A 17503-nucleotide genomic window follows, 5' to 3' on the forward strand; every position below is an offset into this window, starting at 1 on the left:
TATTTGTTAATGCAACAAAGTTGCGTTATATTTGTTTTATGGGAGTAATTAGAAAAACAAAGTCTGTCGAGATTTTACTTAATGAGTTTAGTACAGGCTCAGTAGCCATTTCTGCAAAAGCTTTAATTGAGCAGTTAGGAGATATGTTCAATAAAACCACTATTTATCGTGTGTTGGATAAGTTGGAAGATGATGGAGTTCTACACTCTTTTTTAGGGAAAGATGGATTAAAATGGTATGCAAAATGCAATGGCTGTACCTCTAAAGAACATAAAGATGTTCATCCACATTTTCAATGTTTACAATGTGGTAAGGTAGATTGTTTGCCCGTACATGTATCACTTCCCGAAATTCCAAACAGAAAAATAGAGATATCACAATTATTGATACAAGGTAAGTGCGAAGCATGTTTCGTTTAAATTAACTTGCGGTCAAGAAATGGTGAGCCGTTTGTCAATAATTAGTACAGTCTTGGCAGGTATAAACCTAAGAAGGTTATAAGGAACAAAAGGCTAGAAGAAATTCTAGCCTTTTACTTTTGTGGTAAACACTGGTTTAACAGGATATTTTAAGCACCTGTTTTTATAGATAAATGTATTGAATAAGCGAGGTTTCAATGTCTTGTTTCAACATTTGAAGACCTTTTTAAACCGTTCAACCGAATTAATTTTTCATTTTGAGACAATAGGATACTTTTCCCTCTTTAAACTCGAAAAGTATGAAGCTCGAACTAGTTATTGTAGATGACTCTCATCTTTGGTTGTCCTTGGCTGAAAAGTTGGCTACAACCCACCCTTTAGTAGGTAAAATAACCACTTTTGATGATTCTTATGATGCATGGGTACATATACAAATCAACAAACCTCAGTTTGTAATTTCAGATATAGAAATGCCTGGTATGAACGGACTCTCATTTTTGGAAATGTTCAGTGATAGATTACCATTTATATCTACCTCAACCAAACAAGAATTTGAAGTAGTGGCAAAAGAGCTTGGTTGTATAGATTTTGTAGCAAAACCTTTTTCAAAATCAGATATTCATAATGCAATTGATGAGGTTTATAGCCACATGTTTGGCGAAAAAGTAAGTAATTATAAGTAGGTTGTCGTGTAACTATAAATGTCTAGTTATACCTGCTTTTTGCAGAAGATTCTATACAAGTACTTGTTTGTAACAATTGTATTTGAATTTGACAGAGATTCTTCAAAGATTGAGTTGTATGTAATTAATTTATTTGTAGTGCGTTATAGAATTTCTAAAATTCTTAAACCATTAACAAATGAATTTCAAAACTTTATCATTAGTAGCATTACTTTTAATACTTTCAAATTTATCTGCACAACACAAAGGTACAGTGACCTTTAAAATTGGAGATGTTAAAGAGGGTATAGTAGAAAATAAGGGTAGCAAGATTCTATTTACAGTAGAAGGTACAGAAACCGCTAAAATTGCACATGAAGAAATTGAGCATATAAAGACAGGTGACATTGAATATTTTAGAACCTCCGCAAAATCTAAAAAATTAGAGGAATATCAAGTTATGGTTTATGGCAGTACTATGCTTTTGGCCAAAAATATTCAAACCAATTATGGTAGTATACAAACTGATTACGATACCTATTCTGTACAAAGTGGAAACTTAACCGCTAGTCAAACAAAACAGGTATCAAGAAGAGTTGTAAGGGGACCAAGTACCAGAGGTACTATTATTAAATACTTCATTAAAAAGCCAGGTTCGGATCTTGAACAAGTATATAGGTTAGTTGTCGGCGATGTAGATTGGATCGGATACAAGAAAAAGGTGAAGAAGCAATTAGGAGACTGCAAAACACTTATTGATAAAATGAACAATGGGGACTTTAAAGATGATGAATACGGGAAAGGAGCAGAATTAGCAGCTATTGTCCTGTATTATAATCAAAACTGTAGTAAGTAATTAAATACGCTCCTTGAACATTGTCAAAATAGTCAACAATCAATATATCAAAGCCTATAGTAATCTATAGGCTTTTATTTTTATAGTATATTGCATCTTAAGCTATAAAGGCTGTTAAATATAGTAGTACGGATTATTATAGATAAAGGAATTAATATAGATTAATGGGGCAAGAACCATCTATTTGTGAAGAGCAGGTTTACAATCAAGTGTATAGAACCCATGCAGAAAGTTTACGTAATTACTTGTATTACAAATTTGGGGATATGCAACGTGCAGAGGATATTGTGCATGATTCGTTCGTGAAATTGTGGTCTAAATGTAGTTCCGTACTTTACAATAGGGTAGCTGGTTTTTTATATAAAATGGCAAGAAACCTTATGATAGATACGCTCCGTAATAAAAAAGTAGCATTAAAATTTGAAAGGGGTTTAGTGCTTGAACAAGAGAATGAAGACCCTTATTTTAAACTTAGAACCAAAGAGTTTAGGTTAAAGCTTGAAACTGTTATATCTAATCTGCCAGAAAAGCAAAGAGAAGCTTTTTTAATGAACAGGATAGATAAATTAACCTATAAAGAAATTGCATTAAGATTAGAAGTTAGTGAAACAGCAATTGAGAAACGCATTTCAAAAGCATTGATAAAATTGAACAATATTTCAGAAATTAAAGATTTTTCAATTTAAAGGGTTGGTTATATAGTTTTTCAAACGTATTACTGGTATGAGCAAGCATTTAGAAGATAATAATTTAATTGCCCGTTGGATGGATGATCGTTTAAGTGACGAGGAGAAAGAACAACTGAAAGCATCGGGTGAATTAGATGCGCTCAAAACGGTTATAGATGATATTGATACTTGGAAAGTTAAACCATTTAATGCAGATGCGGGTTTGTCCAGATTAAAAGAAGCGAATGCTACGGTTTTACCGATTAAAAAATCTACAAATAAAAATTGGTTGGGTATTGCCGCAGGTTTGGCCGTATTATTTACATGTAGCATCGTTGGGTATTTTATGTCTACCGGGGCAACTACCATCACAACCGAAATTGCAGAAAATAAAACAATAGACTTGCCATTGGGTTCTCAAGTAGCAATTGATGCTGGTTCTAGTATTACGTATAATGAAAACAAATGGGAAGAAAGTAGGCTTGTTACACTTAAGGGCCAAGCTTACTTTAAGGTGACCAGTGGGTCACCATTTGTGGTCAATACACCTACAGCACAAGTTTCGGTTTTAGGAACACAATTCAATATCAATACACAAAACGATCAATTTAAAGTGTATTGTTATGAAGGTAAAATAAAAGTTTCATACCAAGAAAAAGACAAAATAATAACCATGGGTCAAAGCGTAACGCTGCATAATGGAGAACTTCAATTAACAACCCATCAATTGTCTCGTCCAGATTGGATGAGCGGTATTGGCAATTACGAAAAAACACCGCTAAAGAATGTAATTGCTGATGTTAAACGATATTATAATGTGGAAATAGATCTTCCCAAAGCTTATGAGTCATTACAATTTACAGGAACAATAGAACATAAAGATTTGCAACATACTCTTACCACTATTTTTACCACTATGGAGATTGAATACAGGATTAAAGACCGTAATAAGGTTATTTTTGAATAACATTGAATCAGTTAAAGCCTAGTATGATAAGTTATAAACAGAAAAAGAGTGCAATAATAACGGTTCTCCTTAGTATTTTTTTCTGTATATTTTATCATCATTCTGCATATTCACAAAATGAACCTGCTTTAAAGTTGGTTGATCGTTTAGAGCAACTCAAAGATGTTTACAATGTAGATTTTACTTATAACCATACCCTTTTAGCCCCAGTAGTTCTACCCTCTAATTTTAAATGTGATAATTTAATTCATTGCATAAATGCTATTAAAGAAATAGCTCCTGTCAAATTTGTAAAGAACGGGGCCAATTCCTTTATGATTATTCCAGTTAGGCAAAATATAACATTTACGGTAGTAGATTCAGAAACTGAAGAATTTGTAAGTAATGTTACCATTCGGATAAATTCTGGAGAAGAACGGTTTTTATATCCTATAAAATCTACTTATACCATTAAGAATTTATTTCCATTAGATTCCGTTCATATCCATTCGGCTTTTTATAATACCATACATATGAAAGCCATGGATCTAAATGAACTAAAATCTCCATTGCGACTACAACACGAAATGATTCATTTAAATGAGGTGCAGATAACAGATTATTTGACCAGGGGGGTCAACGCTAAAATTAGCGATAATACGTTTCAAATAAACATGGAATCTTTGGGTTTGCTTGCGGGTGAAACAGACGGAGATGTTTTTAATGTAGTTAAAAATATACCTGGTGTACATACCCCCAGTGGTAAACCAGGTAGTTTAAATTTTAGGGGCAATACCTTTGATCAGTCCCTTATTGAAATTGATGATATCCCTATATACCATAATGGACATTTTTTTGGGGCTATCGCACCGTATAACCCAACTACTGTAAGTAAAATTGAGATTCAAAGAAATACGCTTTCTGCCAAATGGGGAGGTCGTGTTGGCGGACTTATTCACATGACCACAAAAAACAAGGTGCCAGATTCAACTTCTTATACCGTTCAAGCGAATACGGTTTATGCTGGTGCAACGGCAGAAGTACCTTTGGTAAAAGATAAACTTGCACTTTATGTGGCAGGTAGATCCAACTACCCAGGAGTTAACTCACCTAAATTAAGGGCTTTTTCAAATTTAAATTTTCAAGGCAGTCGGTTAGAATCTGTTGCCAACGATGTAAATAGTGATTATTTTAAAGTTGGCTTTTATGATATAAATTCAAAATTGATTTATGATATTAATGAGAATCATAAAGCAACAATTAGTTATATAAATATACAGAATAGACTGTCTGCAGTTTTAGAGGATTCGGATGATAAAGATAACAGGGATTTCAGGGATTTATATTTGGATAATTGGGGAATGACTATAAAATGGGAAGGTACATTTTCGGACAGATTAAGTGCACAGGCAAGAGTAAGTACATCGTCCTTGTATATTGATAATAAAAGTGAGGGCTTTTCTGCAGATGTACGCTCAAGTTTTGAAAAATATTCAAATACGATAAACGATACTCGGTTTATTAGCGAAGTTCAGCTACAATTGAACGAGAATACTACTTTAGAAACCGGGTACACCCTTACCGATTATAATTTACGGTTTGATCAGCGAAATGATGAAAATAGTGTTGACAGTCGTAGGGATCAAAATGCATTGACCCATAGTACTTTCATTTCATACAATAAAAACTGGAATGATAAAGTGACGGCCAATTTAGGCATGCATGCAGACTATTTTGAACCCAATAAAAGATTTTATGCGGATCCCAGATTATCAGTAAATATAAGTCTTAGTGATGCATTGTATTTAAAAACTTCTGCCGGTCGTTCACATCAATTTATTCAAAAAAAACTACGTGACGATTTTGATGATTTTAATGATCAATCTCAATTTTGGTATCTGCCAGATGCAACTACATCCGTTTTAGAGGGCTACCAAGCCATGATAGGAGCTTTATACAATAGATCGGGCTGGCTGTTTGATGTAGAATTGTATAGTAGGAATACGAAAAACGTAACCGTACAGACCAACACCAGTACACTTGAAGAAGGAAAGTTAAAAAGCAAAGGGGCTGATCTATTTATAAAAAAGCGGTGGAATAATTTTGAATCGTTATTCAGTTATTCATTAAGTGAGGTAGATACCGAATTTGATACTGATTTACCCATTTTTTTTGACCAACGCCATATCTTACACGTTACGGGTTTATGGCACTTAGATCCTTTTAATTTGGCGGTGACCTGGGGTTACTTTTCAGGTATGCCGGTAGTTGTTCCAGATTTTGATGAAGACAGCAATACCTCACAAAATAGTTTGGATATAGCGTATACAGAACGTTTTCCAAGTATGCATCAATTTGATGTTTCTGCCACGTATGGCTTTACGAACACTAAGAAAAGTTGGAAAGGAATTGTGGGCTTGTCAATCGTTAATTTATTTGATCAGGACAATATTGTCAATATTTTTCAAAATGAACCACCTGTAGATGAACCTTATCGTAAAACTATTGGTTTTGCCCCCAACCTACAGTTTAGCATACATTTTTAATAACTAATTATACTTCAAATACTACTTTGGTTTTTCCATTAATTAGGTAGTAAATCAATAGAATTTATTTTTTTTCAAAAAGAGGGTTGGGTATATGTACTACCTCAGCGTATTAAGGGAAAGGCACAAAAGGCCTTCAGTTAAACATTAACCTTTAATACAGAAATTTATGAGAAATTATAATTTAAGATGGGTGTTGATTATCCTATCGGTGATCCTACTACAGGCTTGTGCAAAAGATGAGTTAGACGTACTTGAAATTAGTGAAACGGACACAGATGATTTTGAAACAGTGGCCCAAGACTCTTTGACCGCTAGAAGGCAAAATAACCGTAACAATGGCTTGAACCCATCTGAGGAGACTGTGCAATTAATTGTGGATTGGAATGATCTTTGGCTGGTTTTGGATAGATATACTGATGGCTTAAGACCTAATACTACAGCAAGAGCTTTAGCCTACATTCATTTGGCCGGGTACGAAACTGCCGTAGCGGATATGGATGGTTATGGATCTACACAAGGTCAATTACAGGGCTTTAATCTTGATTTAGATGAAAGAGCAAATAACGTAGATAGAAATTTGGCACTTAACACATGTTACGCCTTGGTAATGGACCATTTTATGTTCAATGTTTCCAATAATGCAAAAGCGGGTATTGCAACTTTAGAGGATGAGTTGGCAGATGAACTAACGGAAGAACTTTCCCAAGAAGAAATTGAGAATTCCATAGCATGGGGGACTTTGGTCGCAGAAAGTGTAATTGCCTATAGCCAAACCGATACCGAAGCAGAATCTCAACAGTTAGACCCTAATCCTGCATCATATGTAGCACCTGTTGGTGAAGGCTTATGGGCGGCATCTGAAGGAGAAAGTGCGTGGTTTCCTTATTGGAACAGGGTAAGAACATTTGTGATCAGTCCGGAACAGACCTCTAGCACACCGCCGCCATTTTCCCACAACACTAATAGAAATAGTGGCTATTATGAGCAAATGGAAGAAGTTGAGATTTCTGCTACAACCGCTAGGTTATCAGATAACGAAGATCTTTGGATAGCCGAATTTTGGTCAGATGATGTAGAAGGGTTAATGATGAGTCCTCCTGGTAGACAGTTTTCCATTGCCAATCAATTAATTGAACAGGAAGACTTGGATTTTGAACAAGCATTGGAGTTGTTGCTGAAACTTGGTTTTGCAACTAATGATGCTGCGGTTTCTGCTTGGGATGATAAATACACCTATAATTCAGAAAGACCAAGTAGATTTATTCTGGAGTACATCAACGATGATTTTCAAACAAATTTAGCACGATTCATTTCCAGCCCCAATCCAGCTTTTCCGGCTTATCCGTCAGGGCATGCTACATTTGCAGCGGCGGCATCGGGAGTTTTTATAGACATATTTGGGGGAGACGCCATTAACTTTACCGATAGAACCCATGCCGGAAGATCAGATTTTGATGGCACCCCTAGAAGGTTCAGTTCTTTTACGGAAATGGCCGAAGAAAATGGATATTCTAGAATACCATTGGGTGTACATATACAAGCTGATAGTGATGAAGGCGCTCGTTTAGGTTATGAGATTTCAGCTGCAGTGAACAACTTTAGTTTATCCCCTAATTTTTAATTCTTAACCCTTGGATTGTAGAAGTTTCGCCAGTAATGGCGAAGCTGTTGCAATACCATATTCCTACCGTTACCCTACCCTAATTTATTTGACCTATATGACAGAAAACTACTTTTTAATTTTTATCAATCTTTTAAAAAACAATGTAATATGAAAAAGTGTTTTGTCCCAATTTGCTTACTAGTGATTATTTTAAGTTCGTGTAGTAAAGATGAATATATAGATATAACCGAAGAAGAACAACTATTGGTCAATGATGAAAATAATGATACGGTTGTTGATGATAATGAAGAAAATACTAATGACCTTGCTGTTGATTCATCTATTTTAGCCTTGCCAGGTTCTCCATTCAATTATGCCAATATACTTTTGCCGGATTTCTTTTTAGATAACGATGTTAGAAATGAAGATAATACTCCTAATAATAACGAAATAACAGATAATGGAGCAACTTTAGGCAGGGTGTTGTTCTATGATACTAATTTATCTAGGAACAATACTATTTCTTGCGCGTCTTGCCATATTCAAGAACATGGTTTTTCTGATCCTACCGCCTTAAGTACAGGGTTTGATGGTGAATTAACTTCTAGGAATTCCATGGGGCTTGCAAATGCCAGGTTTTATGAAAATGGAAGGTTTTTTTGGGACGAAAGAGCGGTTAGTCTAGAAGAGCAAACATTGGTTCCAATTCAAGACCTAGTGGAAATGGGACTAACTTTGCCTGAATTGGAAGCAAAACTGTCGGTCGTAGATTATTATGAAGCTTTATTCACTAATGCCTTCGGTGATGACAATGTTACCAGTGAGCGTATAGCATTGGCGTTATCTCAATTTATACGTTCTATGGTTTCATATGAATCTAAATTTGATGAAGGTTTGGCACAAGTAAACGATATAGATGACAACTTTCCAAATTTTACAGATTCAGAAAATAGAGGTAAGCAACTTTTTATGAGCAACCAGACCAGATGTTTTGATTGTCATGCTACCAATGTTTTTGTGGGTGATGCTGCTAGAAACAACGGGCTAGATGCTACTATTACAGATCCGGGCGTAGGCGGTATAACCGGTAATAATAATGATTTGGGTGAATTTAAAGTGCCATCTTTAAGAAACATTGCTTTAACAGGACCTTACATGCACGATGGTAGATTTGAAACTCTTGAAGAGGTTATTGAACATTACAATAGCGGTGTACAGAACAACCCAAATTTGGATAATAGACTTACTCAAGGAAATAACGTTCGCCGATTGAACTTATCCGATAATGACAAACAAGCATTAGTTGATTTTCTACATACCTTGACCGATACAAAGTTTATCACAGATGAGAAATATGCCGATCCGTTTATAGAGAATTAACCATTCATTTATTTCAATAGGTTTATAATTTAAATTAATATAATTAGTTAAAAAATCTTTTAAGCTAAGCTGTATTATTGGTTTGATGTAAATTTGGCGTTCAATTTAAAAAAAGCTCAATACTAAAACTCTTATTCTACCTCTTTTATACGCACTCTAGCAAGTGTTAAACGTAATGTTTATTAGGTATTTATAAGAAAAATTGGGTTTAATGAATAGAATGAAATTTACTTAGTCTAATACATAAAAAATGAATTATGAAGTATAAAATGTTAATAGCTGTTTTGGCAATTTTTAGCACAACGGCATATGGGCAATGGCAAGTCTCGGCAAGTTCTGGCTATGCCGTTGGAAGTGCAGGTATGAAATTGGGAGAACGAATTACGACAACGGAAACAGAAAACTCATATGGCAGTTATGGAGAAGGCACAAACTTTCAACTTAGAGGCACCTATTTTTTTGACGACTCTTTCGGTTTTGATCTTGGAGTAGGTTATTTGCATGGTGCTGACCAGGATATTTCTGTTGTTAGTTTACCGGATACAGAAGTGAATGCTGTTGCAAGGGCAAGGGCATTTGGTGCTTCCGCATCCGTGGTATATAAATTTACCAATAATATATATGGACGTTTTGGAGCACTATTAAAATTGGGAGGTAAAACGGAAGGTGTCATTTATCAAAAATCTGTTTTTTCTGAAGCCGAAGCCGAGGCTTTTGGTGTACCGGAAGGCTCTTATTCCGAAACGAACTATAAAGAGGATTTTCATGGACATTTTCCTTTAGGGTTCGTGGGAGCTCTTGGATATAAATATGATTTAGATGATAATTTTAGCCTGTTTGTAGAAGCTGAATATTACGGTATTAGTTTAAAGCGTAAAGATTCTGAAATATCGGAATTCAATACAGATGTAAAACTACCTGATGGTACTGTAGCGGTTAGTGGGCTATATACCATTGATAATTTGCCAGAAGGTGTAAATAGAACTACTACGTACGTAGATAACCTATCGAATACCAATACTGATACATCTAAAGAACTGTCCCAAAAAGTACCATATTCTTCTTTTGGATTAAATATTGGTATTACTTACAAATTTAATAAAGCCACGAATTAAGTTTTCATTATTAATCTTCTACAAAAAAAAGAACCCCCTGTTTAAGATAAACAGGGGGTTCTTAGCAAATAACTCAAAATGAAAATAAACGTATTCGGGGGGAATACGTTTATATGGAAGGTTTATTTTAACAAACCAAGTATACCTTCCAATTCGGTTAAATTAAGGCTAGCGTTATTATCAGTGTCCAATACATCAAAATTTTCAGAAACTTCGCCAATAGCTTCAGTTGAGCTAATAGCTTGATCATTGTTGGTATCCAATAGGCTAAATAAGCTCGCCACCTGCTGTACCGTAGAATTAGAACTTAGTGAGCTTAATAATGTAGCAGCATCGGACATAGATGAGGTGTTCATGTTCTTTACACTGTTACAACTGGTTATTGAAGCAATAATGATAAACGTTGCAATTACTTTTTTCATGGTTATGTGTTTTAATATTTATGTGTTACAAAAGTATATTTACCTCTTAGTAAGTGAAAACAATATATACCAATAGTGTAATTATTACTACGTATCTATAGAATCAATAGATGAAAAATTTTGTAATACTTAATTGTTGGCATCGGCCTTAAACCAAATATTAATGGAGACTTCTTCGGGTCGCTGATCTTGTGGTGGTGTGCCTTGAGAACCTCCTCTACCTCCACCGCCAGGACCTCCAGCTTGACCACCTCTGCCACCTCCAGATCGGCTACCTTGACCTCCACCACCAAAACTTACATTTGGGCTTTCAGTTTTTGTTTCGGATGTTATTTTTGGAGTCACAATACCAATGGATAATTTGGATAGCTTGGTGTCATTATCAGCAATGCTATTTTTTGGTATTTTTAAGTGATAATGAAGTTCTTTTGAAGCTTCGTCAAAATTGTAGTTTATGGTAACACCTAGATTGTTTAGGTCTAAATGAAATTCTTCTTCATGGTCAAAATTAATAAAGCGTGCCGTTCTGGGCATTTCTTCCAATAGCTTGTTCATGTCCGGTCCTTTCCGCTCTTGTTCATCCGTATTTTTACGAGAATTATTATCTCTTTCATTTCGTTCTGGACGTTTTGGCGGAGTACTATTGATTGGATATTGAATGGAAACATTTTTCTTCTTTTTTCCTTTAACATCAAAATACACGTAAAAGCCCTGGTGCAACATAGACATCATAGTAGCTTGGTCTGCTGTACTTAATTGGACCATAATATGTTCTTCGTCTATAATGCTTTGATAAGTAATGTTATCCTCTGTATTTTGAGCTTGGCCAATTGCCCAACTAAATACCAATAATAGCGTAGTATATATTTTCATTTTTTTGATCTTAGTAATTTTGGAATGGTAAACCTATTTATAAAACAAAGACTAAAGAGGAATTTTAAGTGTATGCCATAAGATTTAAAGCGAATGCCTGAACCTTTACCGGTTACATATTTGAACAATGCTAGTTGCTTATATTTCATCATGTAGATGAATTTTAAAAATAGAAAAGCTCCAATATTGCTATTGGAGCCCTTCGTCATCAATCAATCAATCAAAAAAACTATCTTTAATTATAGACCTAATGCGGTTATTGCATCGTCGTCTTTTGTAAATGCATACGCACGCCACGGTCTATTGTAATTTGTAAATCTCCACAGCACATCTCCGTCGCTATTAACTTCCCAAATAGCACCTGTGCCTTCGCAGATAAGGGTGTTTCCATTGCTCATTCTAACCCCACTACCTAAACCATTACTATATAAATCGGTATCTGTGAATTCCCATATTAATTCAGGCTCATTATCTTGACCGGCTACCAGTTCATAAGGCGGACTCAATTGGTATTCTGCTACTGCAGATTGGTTGTCGTACTTATTATTTACAAATACCAACATCTTATTATCATCAAAAAGATTAGGATAATGTACCCTGTTCATGGTCACTTCACCAACATTGTCATAAGTAAGGGGGTTTCCAAAACGGTAAACCAGGTCACCACCTAAATTATAGTTTCCGCCGGTATTGGTGGCAGCCTCTTCTGTTGAGGTGCTATGATCAATAACCCAAACCTCGCTATAAAAGTTAACGGTCATGTATAAAAGGTCGTTCGTTTCATCTAGGGTTATACCGTTTACATGCATAATGTCACCATCAGTTTGATCATTATTATAATTGATGTCAATAAGGTTGGGAACATCGGCAACGACACCAAAGTTTAATTTGCTTTCATCATAATCTTGAACAATATGGTCCGTAGCATGCCACTCCCAAACTATTTCTTGGGTTAATGGATTCATTTCAATAATAGCTTCAGGATAAATATTAAAATTACCCGAAAATCCCATCTCGGCAGCATCTGCAGCACTTACTTCTTCCCATACGGGAAATATGATATTTCCGTTCGATAAGTAATTAACATCATGATGTGAGATGTAGGTACTAGTAGAATAGTCCACTTCCCATTCAATGGATTGGTCAGCATTTATTTTTCTAAAACCGCCACCATAACCACCAAAGGTTATCTGTGGATTATCAGCTTTTATGGTAGTTACCAAGCTGCCATCAGATTGAAGCATGGCATCATTACCCAGTTGGTCACCATTGAAATCCCAATCAAATAAGGTATTACCATCATGATCAATTAAATATACCCCATTGTCCGGTGCAACGGCTAAAATATAGGAGTCACTGTCCACAGTACTACTTGCTTCATTGGTGTCGCTAGTATCATCTGTTGTTTCTTCTTCGGTGATTGAAACATCATCGGAATCATTACTGCAAGAGGTTAAGAAAAGCAGGCATACGAATAATGCAGTTGTTCCTAAGTTAAGATTCATTTTTTTCATCGATTTTAATTTTTAGGGTTGTTATACGGTTTAAGCATCTAAGTAGGTATAGATACCAGTCTCCGTTTAGATTTTAAATGTAGTTCGAAGTTTAAATGAAAATGAAGCTACTCAGCGAATGGAGTGTATAATTCAGTAAAAGACCCTTTTGTATAAGTGAAATTTTTTAGCCTTTTGTCATCTTAAAATGGCATTTTCTGCAATTGGTCAAAACGGATTAAATTAAGATATAATTAGTATAATTTTTGATTTTATGTACTGATGGTTTATTAATTTTGCGCCCTTAAATTATCAAGAATCTCAAATAGAGATAGCAACCTGCAATAACGAGCAAGGTGCTAAAAGCGATAAGCCAATACCTTGGAAAAAACGTTAAATCCTTCCTATTGTATTTGCTATAGCTCTAAACCTGATTCTACAAATAACCATATATGACTCAAGTAAAAGCTGTTACAGCCAATGCAAAGGCACTTATTCCATTTTTAATATTCATTGCAATATTTCTAGGCGTAGGCATTTTTCAAAATGATTTTTATGCCCTACCCGCTCCTATTGCCGTAATTGCTGGTATACTGGTAGCATTTCTCATGTTTAAGCAATCTATGAAGGAGAAAATTGCCATTCTTTTAGAAGGGTGCGGTAATGATAAAATTTTGACCATGTGTCTTATATACTTATTGGCAGGAGCATTTGCAGCGACAACCAAAGCTATGGGCAGTGTAGATGCTATTGTTCATTTAGGTCTGGATGTTATCAGCGGACACTATATATATGTAGGTGTGTTTGTAATTGCTGCATTTTTGTCTATTTCTACGGGTACCTCTGTTGGCGCTATAGTAGCGCTGGCTCCAATTGTAATTGGTTTTGCGGATACCGGTAATTTTTCGCTGGGTATTTTGTGCGGTGCCTTGTTAGGAGGTTCCATGTTCGGTGATAATCTTTCGGTAATTTCAGATACCACCATTGCCGCTACACAATCACTGAATGTAAAAATGAGTGATAAGTTCAAGGCGAATATCAAAATAGCCGTACCTGCTGCCATTATAAGTATGGCCATTTTAATGTATGAAGGTCTAACCATGAATACCGTAGGAATGGAAATGGAAGAGTATCATTATTCCATTCTTAAAATTTTGCCTTATTTAATTGTAATTATACTTTCAGTAATAGGTGTGAACGTTTTTGTGACGCTTGTATTGGGCGCAATTTCGGCTGGGATCTTAGGTGTCTTTTATGGTGATTTCACAGTGTTGGAATTTACAAGAATATCATATACAGGCTTTACCAATATGACGGAGATATTTCTTTTATCATTATTAACGGGTGGTTTGGCCGCTTTGGTGACGTACAATGGCGGTATAGCGTTTATACTATTAAAAATTAAAACTTTTGTAAAAAGTAAGAAGTCGGCACAGTTTGGTATTGCAACATTGGTATCAACTATTAATATGGCAATTGCGAACAATACGGTCTCCATAATTATATCTGGACCCATTGCTAAATCTATTAATGATGAGTATGCTTTAGAGAACAAACAGACTGCATCTATCTTAGATGTCTTTGCTTGTATAACTCAAGGATTATTGCCTTATGGAGCCCAGGTGCTTATGATTTTGAGCTTTGCAAAGGGTAGTATAACTTATTTGGACCTTGTAAGTAATACTTGGTATCTATTGTTATTATTGGTGTCTACTGTGTTGTTTGTAGGATTAAAATCTAAGAAGTAAATAGCCTACAGGAATATTAAAAAACATTCTCAATAGCATTAAAATAAGGTATAATAAAATGTAGCGATTAACTTTTTATCAAATTCTCTAAATCTTCAGGTGTTCTAGGTAAGTCCGAACTTAACACTTCACAACCATCTTCCGTGATTAATATCATATCTTCTGTAAATACTGAAATATTGATATCATGATTATAATACCACGGCTCTACAGTAAATACCATGCCTGGTTTTAAAGGAGCATTAGATAAGTTTGGATCGCCTGTTGATAAGCCTAAATGGTGACCAAAAAACAAACCTACTTGCATATATTTTTTTGAGTGTTCAGGAATAATGGTATTGGTGAATTTCTGCACATCCTTAAAGGTTATTCCTGGTTTTAAAAACTTAATAATTTCATCAGCAATTTTGGTTTCCATCATCAGAATCTCTTTTTGTTCATTTGTGAATTTACCAGAAACCGGAAATGTTCTTCCTATATCACTTACGTATTGCTCATATTCGCACCCTACATCAAAAATAACAAGATCTCCATTTTGCATAATACGGTTTCTCCGATTATAATGTGTTGCTAAAATTCTCCAGGGCCAATGAGAGTTTGGTCCGGATTTTATGATGGACCCAAAAGCCAACCTTTGAGAACCATTTTTCTTGAAATCTCCTTCTAAAACGCCTTCTAAATAACGTTCGTCTATTCCTGGTTTTATAGCTTTTGCCGCCTCATTAATGCCTTTAACTGTTATATTTGCCGCCTGTTTTAAGAATTTTACTTCATTTTCAGATTTTATCATACGTACTTTGGCAATTGCTTCGTAGATATTTTCAAAACTTAAATCTGTATGTTTCTTTTTGATTGCCTCTAAAAGAACTTGAACAGGAGAATAGGTAGCTATGTAGTCATTGGGTGCAAATTTTACTTCGCCAGGTCTACCGTTATTTATTAATATTTTAGATTTATTGGAATTTTCTAAATTCAACAGATTAGTAAAATCTTCCATGGAAGCGAGTGGGATACCTGTTCTGTTTATGATATTTTTATCATATAATAGAGGTCTTAAGGGAAAATCATTTTTTCTAGAACTGTTTTCAAACCGTATATCCTGTTCTGGGGTATAGATAGTAACTTTTTGATTATTCAAGTTCAAAACTAAAATGGCATTTGGCAATTCTAAACCGGTAAAGTAATAAAAATCATCTGTTTGCCTAAATGTTTCACCAATTGAAAATCCGTCTTTTGCGGGTATTAATACTAGCCCTTTTTTATTTGATTGGGCTAATTCTGTCATCAGGTTTTCTCGTCTAGTGTTTAATTCTTCTTTTGTAAAAGGTAAATTAGTCCACTCAAAATAAGATTGCACGGGTGTTTGACCATTTACAACCACCATAGCTAAAATTGATACTAAACATGTTAAAATTACTTTCATTTTCTACTTTTACTTAGGTTGGTTATCAGAAGTGCTATGCTCAGTTAAGTAATGTGCCAAAATTTTCTCAACGAGTTCATCTTTAGTTAAATGATGAAATACCGTTTTAACTTTCGTTCTAAGTTCATCTGAAATTTCTCTGTTCGGTTTTGTCTTAAATATTTTCTTGGCCCATAATAAAGTGTTGTTCTCTTCAATACTTTTGGCATCCGCTTTTTGATATTTAGAAAAGGAAATACCTAATTCTTTCTCAAAATCGAAAACCTCTGCAACCTCTTCTTTTTGTAAAATGGTCAAAGAAAGTCCCTTTGCCCCTGCTCTGGCCGTACGTCCACTTCTATGCACGTAGGCATCATAGGTGTCTGGTAAATGGTAATTTACTACGTAACCCAATTCTTTAACATCTATACCTCTGGCAGCTAAATCGGTAGCCACAAGAATTTTAATATGTCCCTCTCTAAATTGCCCCATAATGCGATCTCTAATGGGTTGAGATAGACTACCGTGCAACGCTCCCGAAGAAAATTTATTTATAGCCAATTTTTTTGCCAGTTTGTTTACGGCGGCCTTGGTCTTACAAAATATGATTCCGCTTTGTCCCTCTTTTGAATTCAAAAAATGAGTTAATACATCTAGTTTTTCAATGGGCTCCACAACTACATATTTATGATCAATGCCTTTATGACCAAGGGTAGACATATCAGCTTCAATATGCACCACATGTTTGGACATATAATTTTGCACCATTTGTTTAATAGCACCGGACATGGTTGCAGTGAATAGAAAAGTACGTCTAGCCTTAGGTATGCCAGCAATAATGGTATCTAAATCGTCTTTTAATGCAGTTACCATTTCATCGGCCTCATCTAAAACCAAATACTTCAGTTTAGTAATATCCAAAACTTCGCGTTTTACTAAATCAACTAATCTACCAGGTGTAGCGACAATAATTTGGGTAGGAGTTTTAAGTACCTCTATTTGGGGTTTAATGGGAATACCACCACATAAAGCAGCAATGGAAATATCAGGGTTATTTGAGGTATACGATATTAAGTTGGCATGAATCTGTTGTGCCAATTCTCTTGTTGGTGCTAAAATAACAGCTTGTACAGCTGTACTTTTGCTGTTTATCAATTGCAATAATGGTAGACCAAAAGCAGCGGTTTTTCCAGTTCCTGTTTTTGCTAAGGCAACAAGGTCATCCCTTTTGTCCAAAATTATAGGAATGCATTTCTTTTGAATAGTGGTGGGTTCGGTTATCTGTAATTCATCTAGACTTTTTTTTAAATCCTTAGAAATTCCTAAATCTGAAAATTGGCTTGGCATAAAATGATTTTAAACAAAGA

15 protein-coding genes and 1 riboswitch are annotated in these 17503 nt (G+C 35.0%); of the genes, 10 read left to right on the forward strand and 5 right to left on the reverse strand.

Annotated features, from left to right (window positions below; genetic code table 11):
* The first annotated feature begins 38 nt into the window (after positions 1-38).
* From B2Z27_RS00805 to B2Z27_RS00845, 9 genes are all read left to right on the forward strand, one after another.
* Complete coding sequence (locus tag B2Z27_RS00805; protein WP_286812186.1) at positions 39-419, forward strand: Fur family transcriptional regulator; 381 nt, start codon at positions 39-41, stop codon at positions 417-419.
* A 299-nt stretch (positions 420-718) separates the two neighbouring features.
* Complete coding sequence (locus B2Z27_RS00810) at positions 719-1102, forward strand: response regulator (RefSeq protein WP_286812187.1); 384 nt, start codon at positions 719-721, stop codon at positions 1100-1102.
* 178 nt (positions 1103-1280) lie between these two features.
* Positions 1281-1937 carry a hypothetical protein gene (locus B2Z27_RS00815; protein ID WP_286812188.1) on the forward strand — a complete coding sequence of 219 codons (657 nt, stop codon included), beginning with the start codon at positions 1281-1283 and terminating at the stop codon, positions 1935-1937.
* Positions 1938-2101: 164 nt separating this feature from the next.
* A complete protein-coding gene (locus B2Z27_RS00820; RefSeq protein WP_286812189.1) occupies positions 2102-2623 on the forward strand; it encodes an RNA polymerase sigma factor in 522 nt (173 codons plus the stop codon).
* A 37-nt stretch (positions 2624-2660) separates the two neighbouring features.
* On the forward strand, positions 2661-3572 hold the full coding sequence (locus tag B2Z27_RS00825; RefSeq protein ID WP_286812190.1) for a FecR family protein: 912 nt from the start codon (positions 2661-2663) through the stop codon (positions 3570-3572).
* A 23-nt stretch (positions 3573-3595) separates the two neighbouring features.
* On the forward strand, positions 3596-6097 hold the full coding sequence (locus tag B2Z27_RS00830; RefSeq protein ID WP_286812191.1) for a TonB-dependent receptor plug domain-containing protein: 2502 nt from the start codon (positions 3596-3598) through the stop codon (positions 6095-6097).
* 169 nt (positions 6098-6266) lie between these two features.
* Positions 6267-7721 carry a vanadium-dependent haloperoxidase gene (locus B2Z27_RS00835; RefSeq protein WP_286812192.1) on the forward strand — a complete coding sequence of 485 codons (1455 nt, stop codon included), beginning with the start codon at positions 6267-6269 and terminating at the stop codon, positions 7719-7721.
* A gap of 150 nt (positions 7722-7871) precedes the next feature.
* Complete coding sequence (locus B2Z27_RS00840; protein WP_286812193.1) at positions 7872-9083, forward strand: cytochrome-c peroxidase; 1212 nt, start codon at positions 7872-7874, stop codon at positions 9081-9083.
* 257 nt (positions 9084-9340) lie between these two features.
* Entirely contained in the window at positions 9341-10198 is an 858-nt protein-coding gene (locus B2Z27_RS00845; protein ID WP_074673947.1) for an outer membrane beta-barrel protein, read from the forward strand.
* Positions 10199-10320: 122 nt separating this feature from the next.
* Here B2Z27_RS00845 and B2Z27_RS00850 read toward each other — a convergent pair whose 3' ends face one another.
* The 3 genes from B2Z27_RS00850 to B2Z27_RS00860 form a co-directional block, all read right to left on the reverse strand.
* Positions 10321-10620: a hypothetical protein gene (locus B2Z27_RS00850; RefSeq protein ID WP_058102799.1), complete on the reverse strand. Its 300-nt coding sequence runs from the start codon at positions 10618-10620 to the stop codon at positions 10321-10323.
* Between the two features lie 129 nt (positions 10621-10749).
* A complete protein-coding gene (locus tag B2Z27_RS00855; RefSeq protein ID WP_286812194.1) occupies positions 10750-11493 on the reverse strand; it encodes a hypothetical protein in 744 nt (247 codons plus the stop codon).
* Positions 11494-11732: 239 nt separating this feature from the next.
* Positions 11733-13007 carry an arylsulfotransferase family protein gene (locus tag B2Z27_RS00860; protein WP_286812195.1) on the reverse strand — a complete coding sequence of 425 codons (1275 nt, stop codon included), beginning with the start codon at positions 13005-13007 and terminating at the stop codon, positions 11733-11735.
* 283 nt (positions 13008-13290) lie between these two features.
* Positions 13291-13387: riboswitch (SAM-I-IV-variant riboswitch) on the forward strand.
* A 51-nt stretch (positions 13388-13438) separates the two neighbouring features.
* Here B2Z27_RS00860 and B2Z27_RS00865 point away from each other — a divergent pair.
* Positions 13439-14734, forward strand: a complete 1296-nt coding sequence (locus B2Z27_RS00865) for a Na+/H+ antiporter NhaC family protein (RefSeq protein ID WP_286812196.1) — start codon at positions 13439-13441, stop codon at positions 14732-14734.
* 67 nt (positions 14735-14801) lie between these two features.
* Here the strand turns inward: B2Z27_RS00865 and B2Z27_RS00870 are convergent, their stop codons facing one another.
* Entirely contained in the window at positions 14802-16157 is a 1356-nt protein-coding gene (locus B2Z27_RS00870) for a M24 family metallopeptidase (protein WP_286812197.1), read from the reverse strand.
* 9 nt (positions 16158-16166) lie between these two features.
* Positions 16167-17483 (reverse strand): DEAD/DEAH box helicase, encoded by a 1317-nt coding sequence (locus tag B2Z27_RS00875; RefSeq protein WP_286812198.1) that lies wholly within the window; start codon positions 17481-17483, stop codon positions 16167-16169.
* Between the last annotated feature and the right edge of the window lie 20 nt (positions 17484-17503).

The organism is Maribacter sp. UBA3344, from assembly GCF_002362375.1.
Taxonomy (GTDB): domain Bacteria; phylum Bacteroidota; class Bacteroidia; order Flavobacteriales; family Flavobacteriaceae; genus Maribacter; species Maribacter dokdonensis.

What these genes read in the sequence shown, in the direction of transcription:
- B2Z27_RS00805 (WP_286812186.1), top strand. Translation starts at nt 39, where the DNA reads ATGGGAGTAATTAGAAAAACAAAGTCTGTCGAGATTTTACTTAATGAG.
- B2Z27_RS00810 (WP_286812187.1), top strand. Translation starts at nt 719, where the DNA reads ATGAAGCTCGAACTAGTTATTGTAGATGACTCTCATCTTTGGTTGTCC.
- B2Z27_RS00815 (WP_286812188.1), top strand. Translation starts at nt 1,281, where the DNA reads ATGAATTTCAAAACTTTATCATTAGTAGCATTACTTTTAATACTTTCA.
- B2Z27_RS00820 (WP_286812189.1), top strand. Translation starts at nt 2,102, where the DNA reads ATGGGGCAAGAACCATCTATTTGTGAAGAGCAGGTTTACAATCAAGTG.
- B2Z27_RS00825 (WP_286812190.1), top strand. Translation starts at nt 2,661, where the DNA reads ATGAGCAAGCATTTAGAAGATAATAATTTAATTGCCCGTTGGATGGAT.
- B2Z27_RS00830 (WP_286812191.1), top strand. Translation starts at nt 3,596, where the DNA reads ATGATAAGTTATAAACAGAAAAAGAGTGCAATAATAACGGTTCTCCTT.
- B2Z27_RS00835 (WP_286812192.1), top strand. Translation starts at nt 6,267, where the DNA reads ATGAGAAATTATAATTTAAGATGGGTGTTGATTATCCTATCGGTGATC.
- B2Z27_RS00840 (WP_286812193.1), top strand. Translation starts at nt 7,872, where the DNA reads ATGAAAAAGTGTTTTGTCCCAATTTGCTTACTAGTGATTATTTTAAGT.
- B2Z27_RS00845 (WP_074673947.1), top strand. Translation starts at nt 9,341, where the DNA reads ATGAAGTATAAAATGTTAATAGCTGTTTTGGCAATTTTTAGCACAACG.
- B2Z27_RS00850 (WP_058102799.1), bottom strand. Translation starts at nt 10,620, where the DNA reads ATGAAAAAAGTAATTGCAACGTTTATCATTATTGCTTCAATAACCAGT.
- B2Z27_RS00855 (WP_286812194.1), bottom strand. Translation starts at nt 11,493, where the DNA reads ATGAAAATATATACTACGCTATTATTGGTATTTAGTTGGGCAATTGGC.
- B2Z27_RS00860 (WP_286812195.1), bottom strand. Translation starts at nt 13,007, where the DNA reads ATGAAAAAAATGAATCTTAACTTAGGAACAACTGCATTATTCGTATGC.
- B2Z27_RS00865 (WP_286812196.1), top strand. Translation starts at nt 13,439, where the DNA reads ATGACTCAAGTAAAAGCTGTTACAGCCAATGCAAAGGCACTTATTCCA.
- B2Z27_RS00870 (WP_286812197.1), bottom strand. Translation starts at nt 16,157, where the DNA reads ATGAAAGTAATTTTAACATGTTTAGTATCAATTTTAGCTATGGTGGTT.
- B2Z27_RS00875 (WP_286812198.1), bottom strand. Translation starts at nt 17,483, where the DNA reads ATGCCAAGCCAATTTTCAGATTTAGGAATTTCTAAGGATTTAAAAAAA.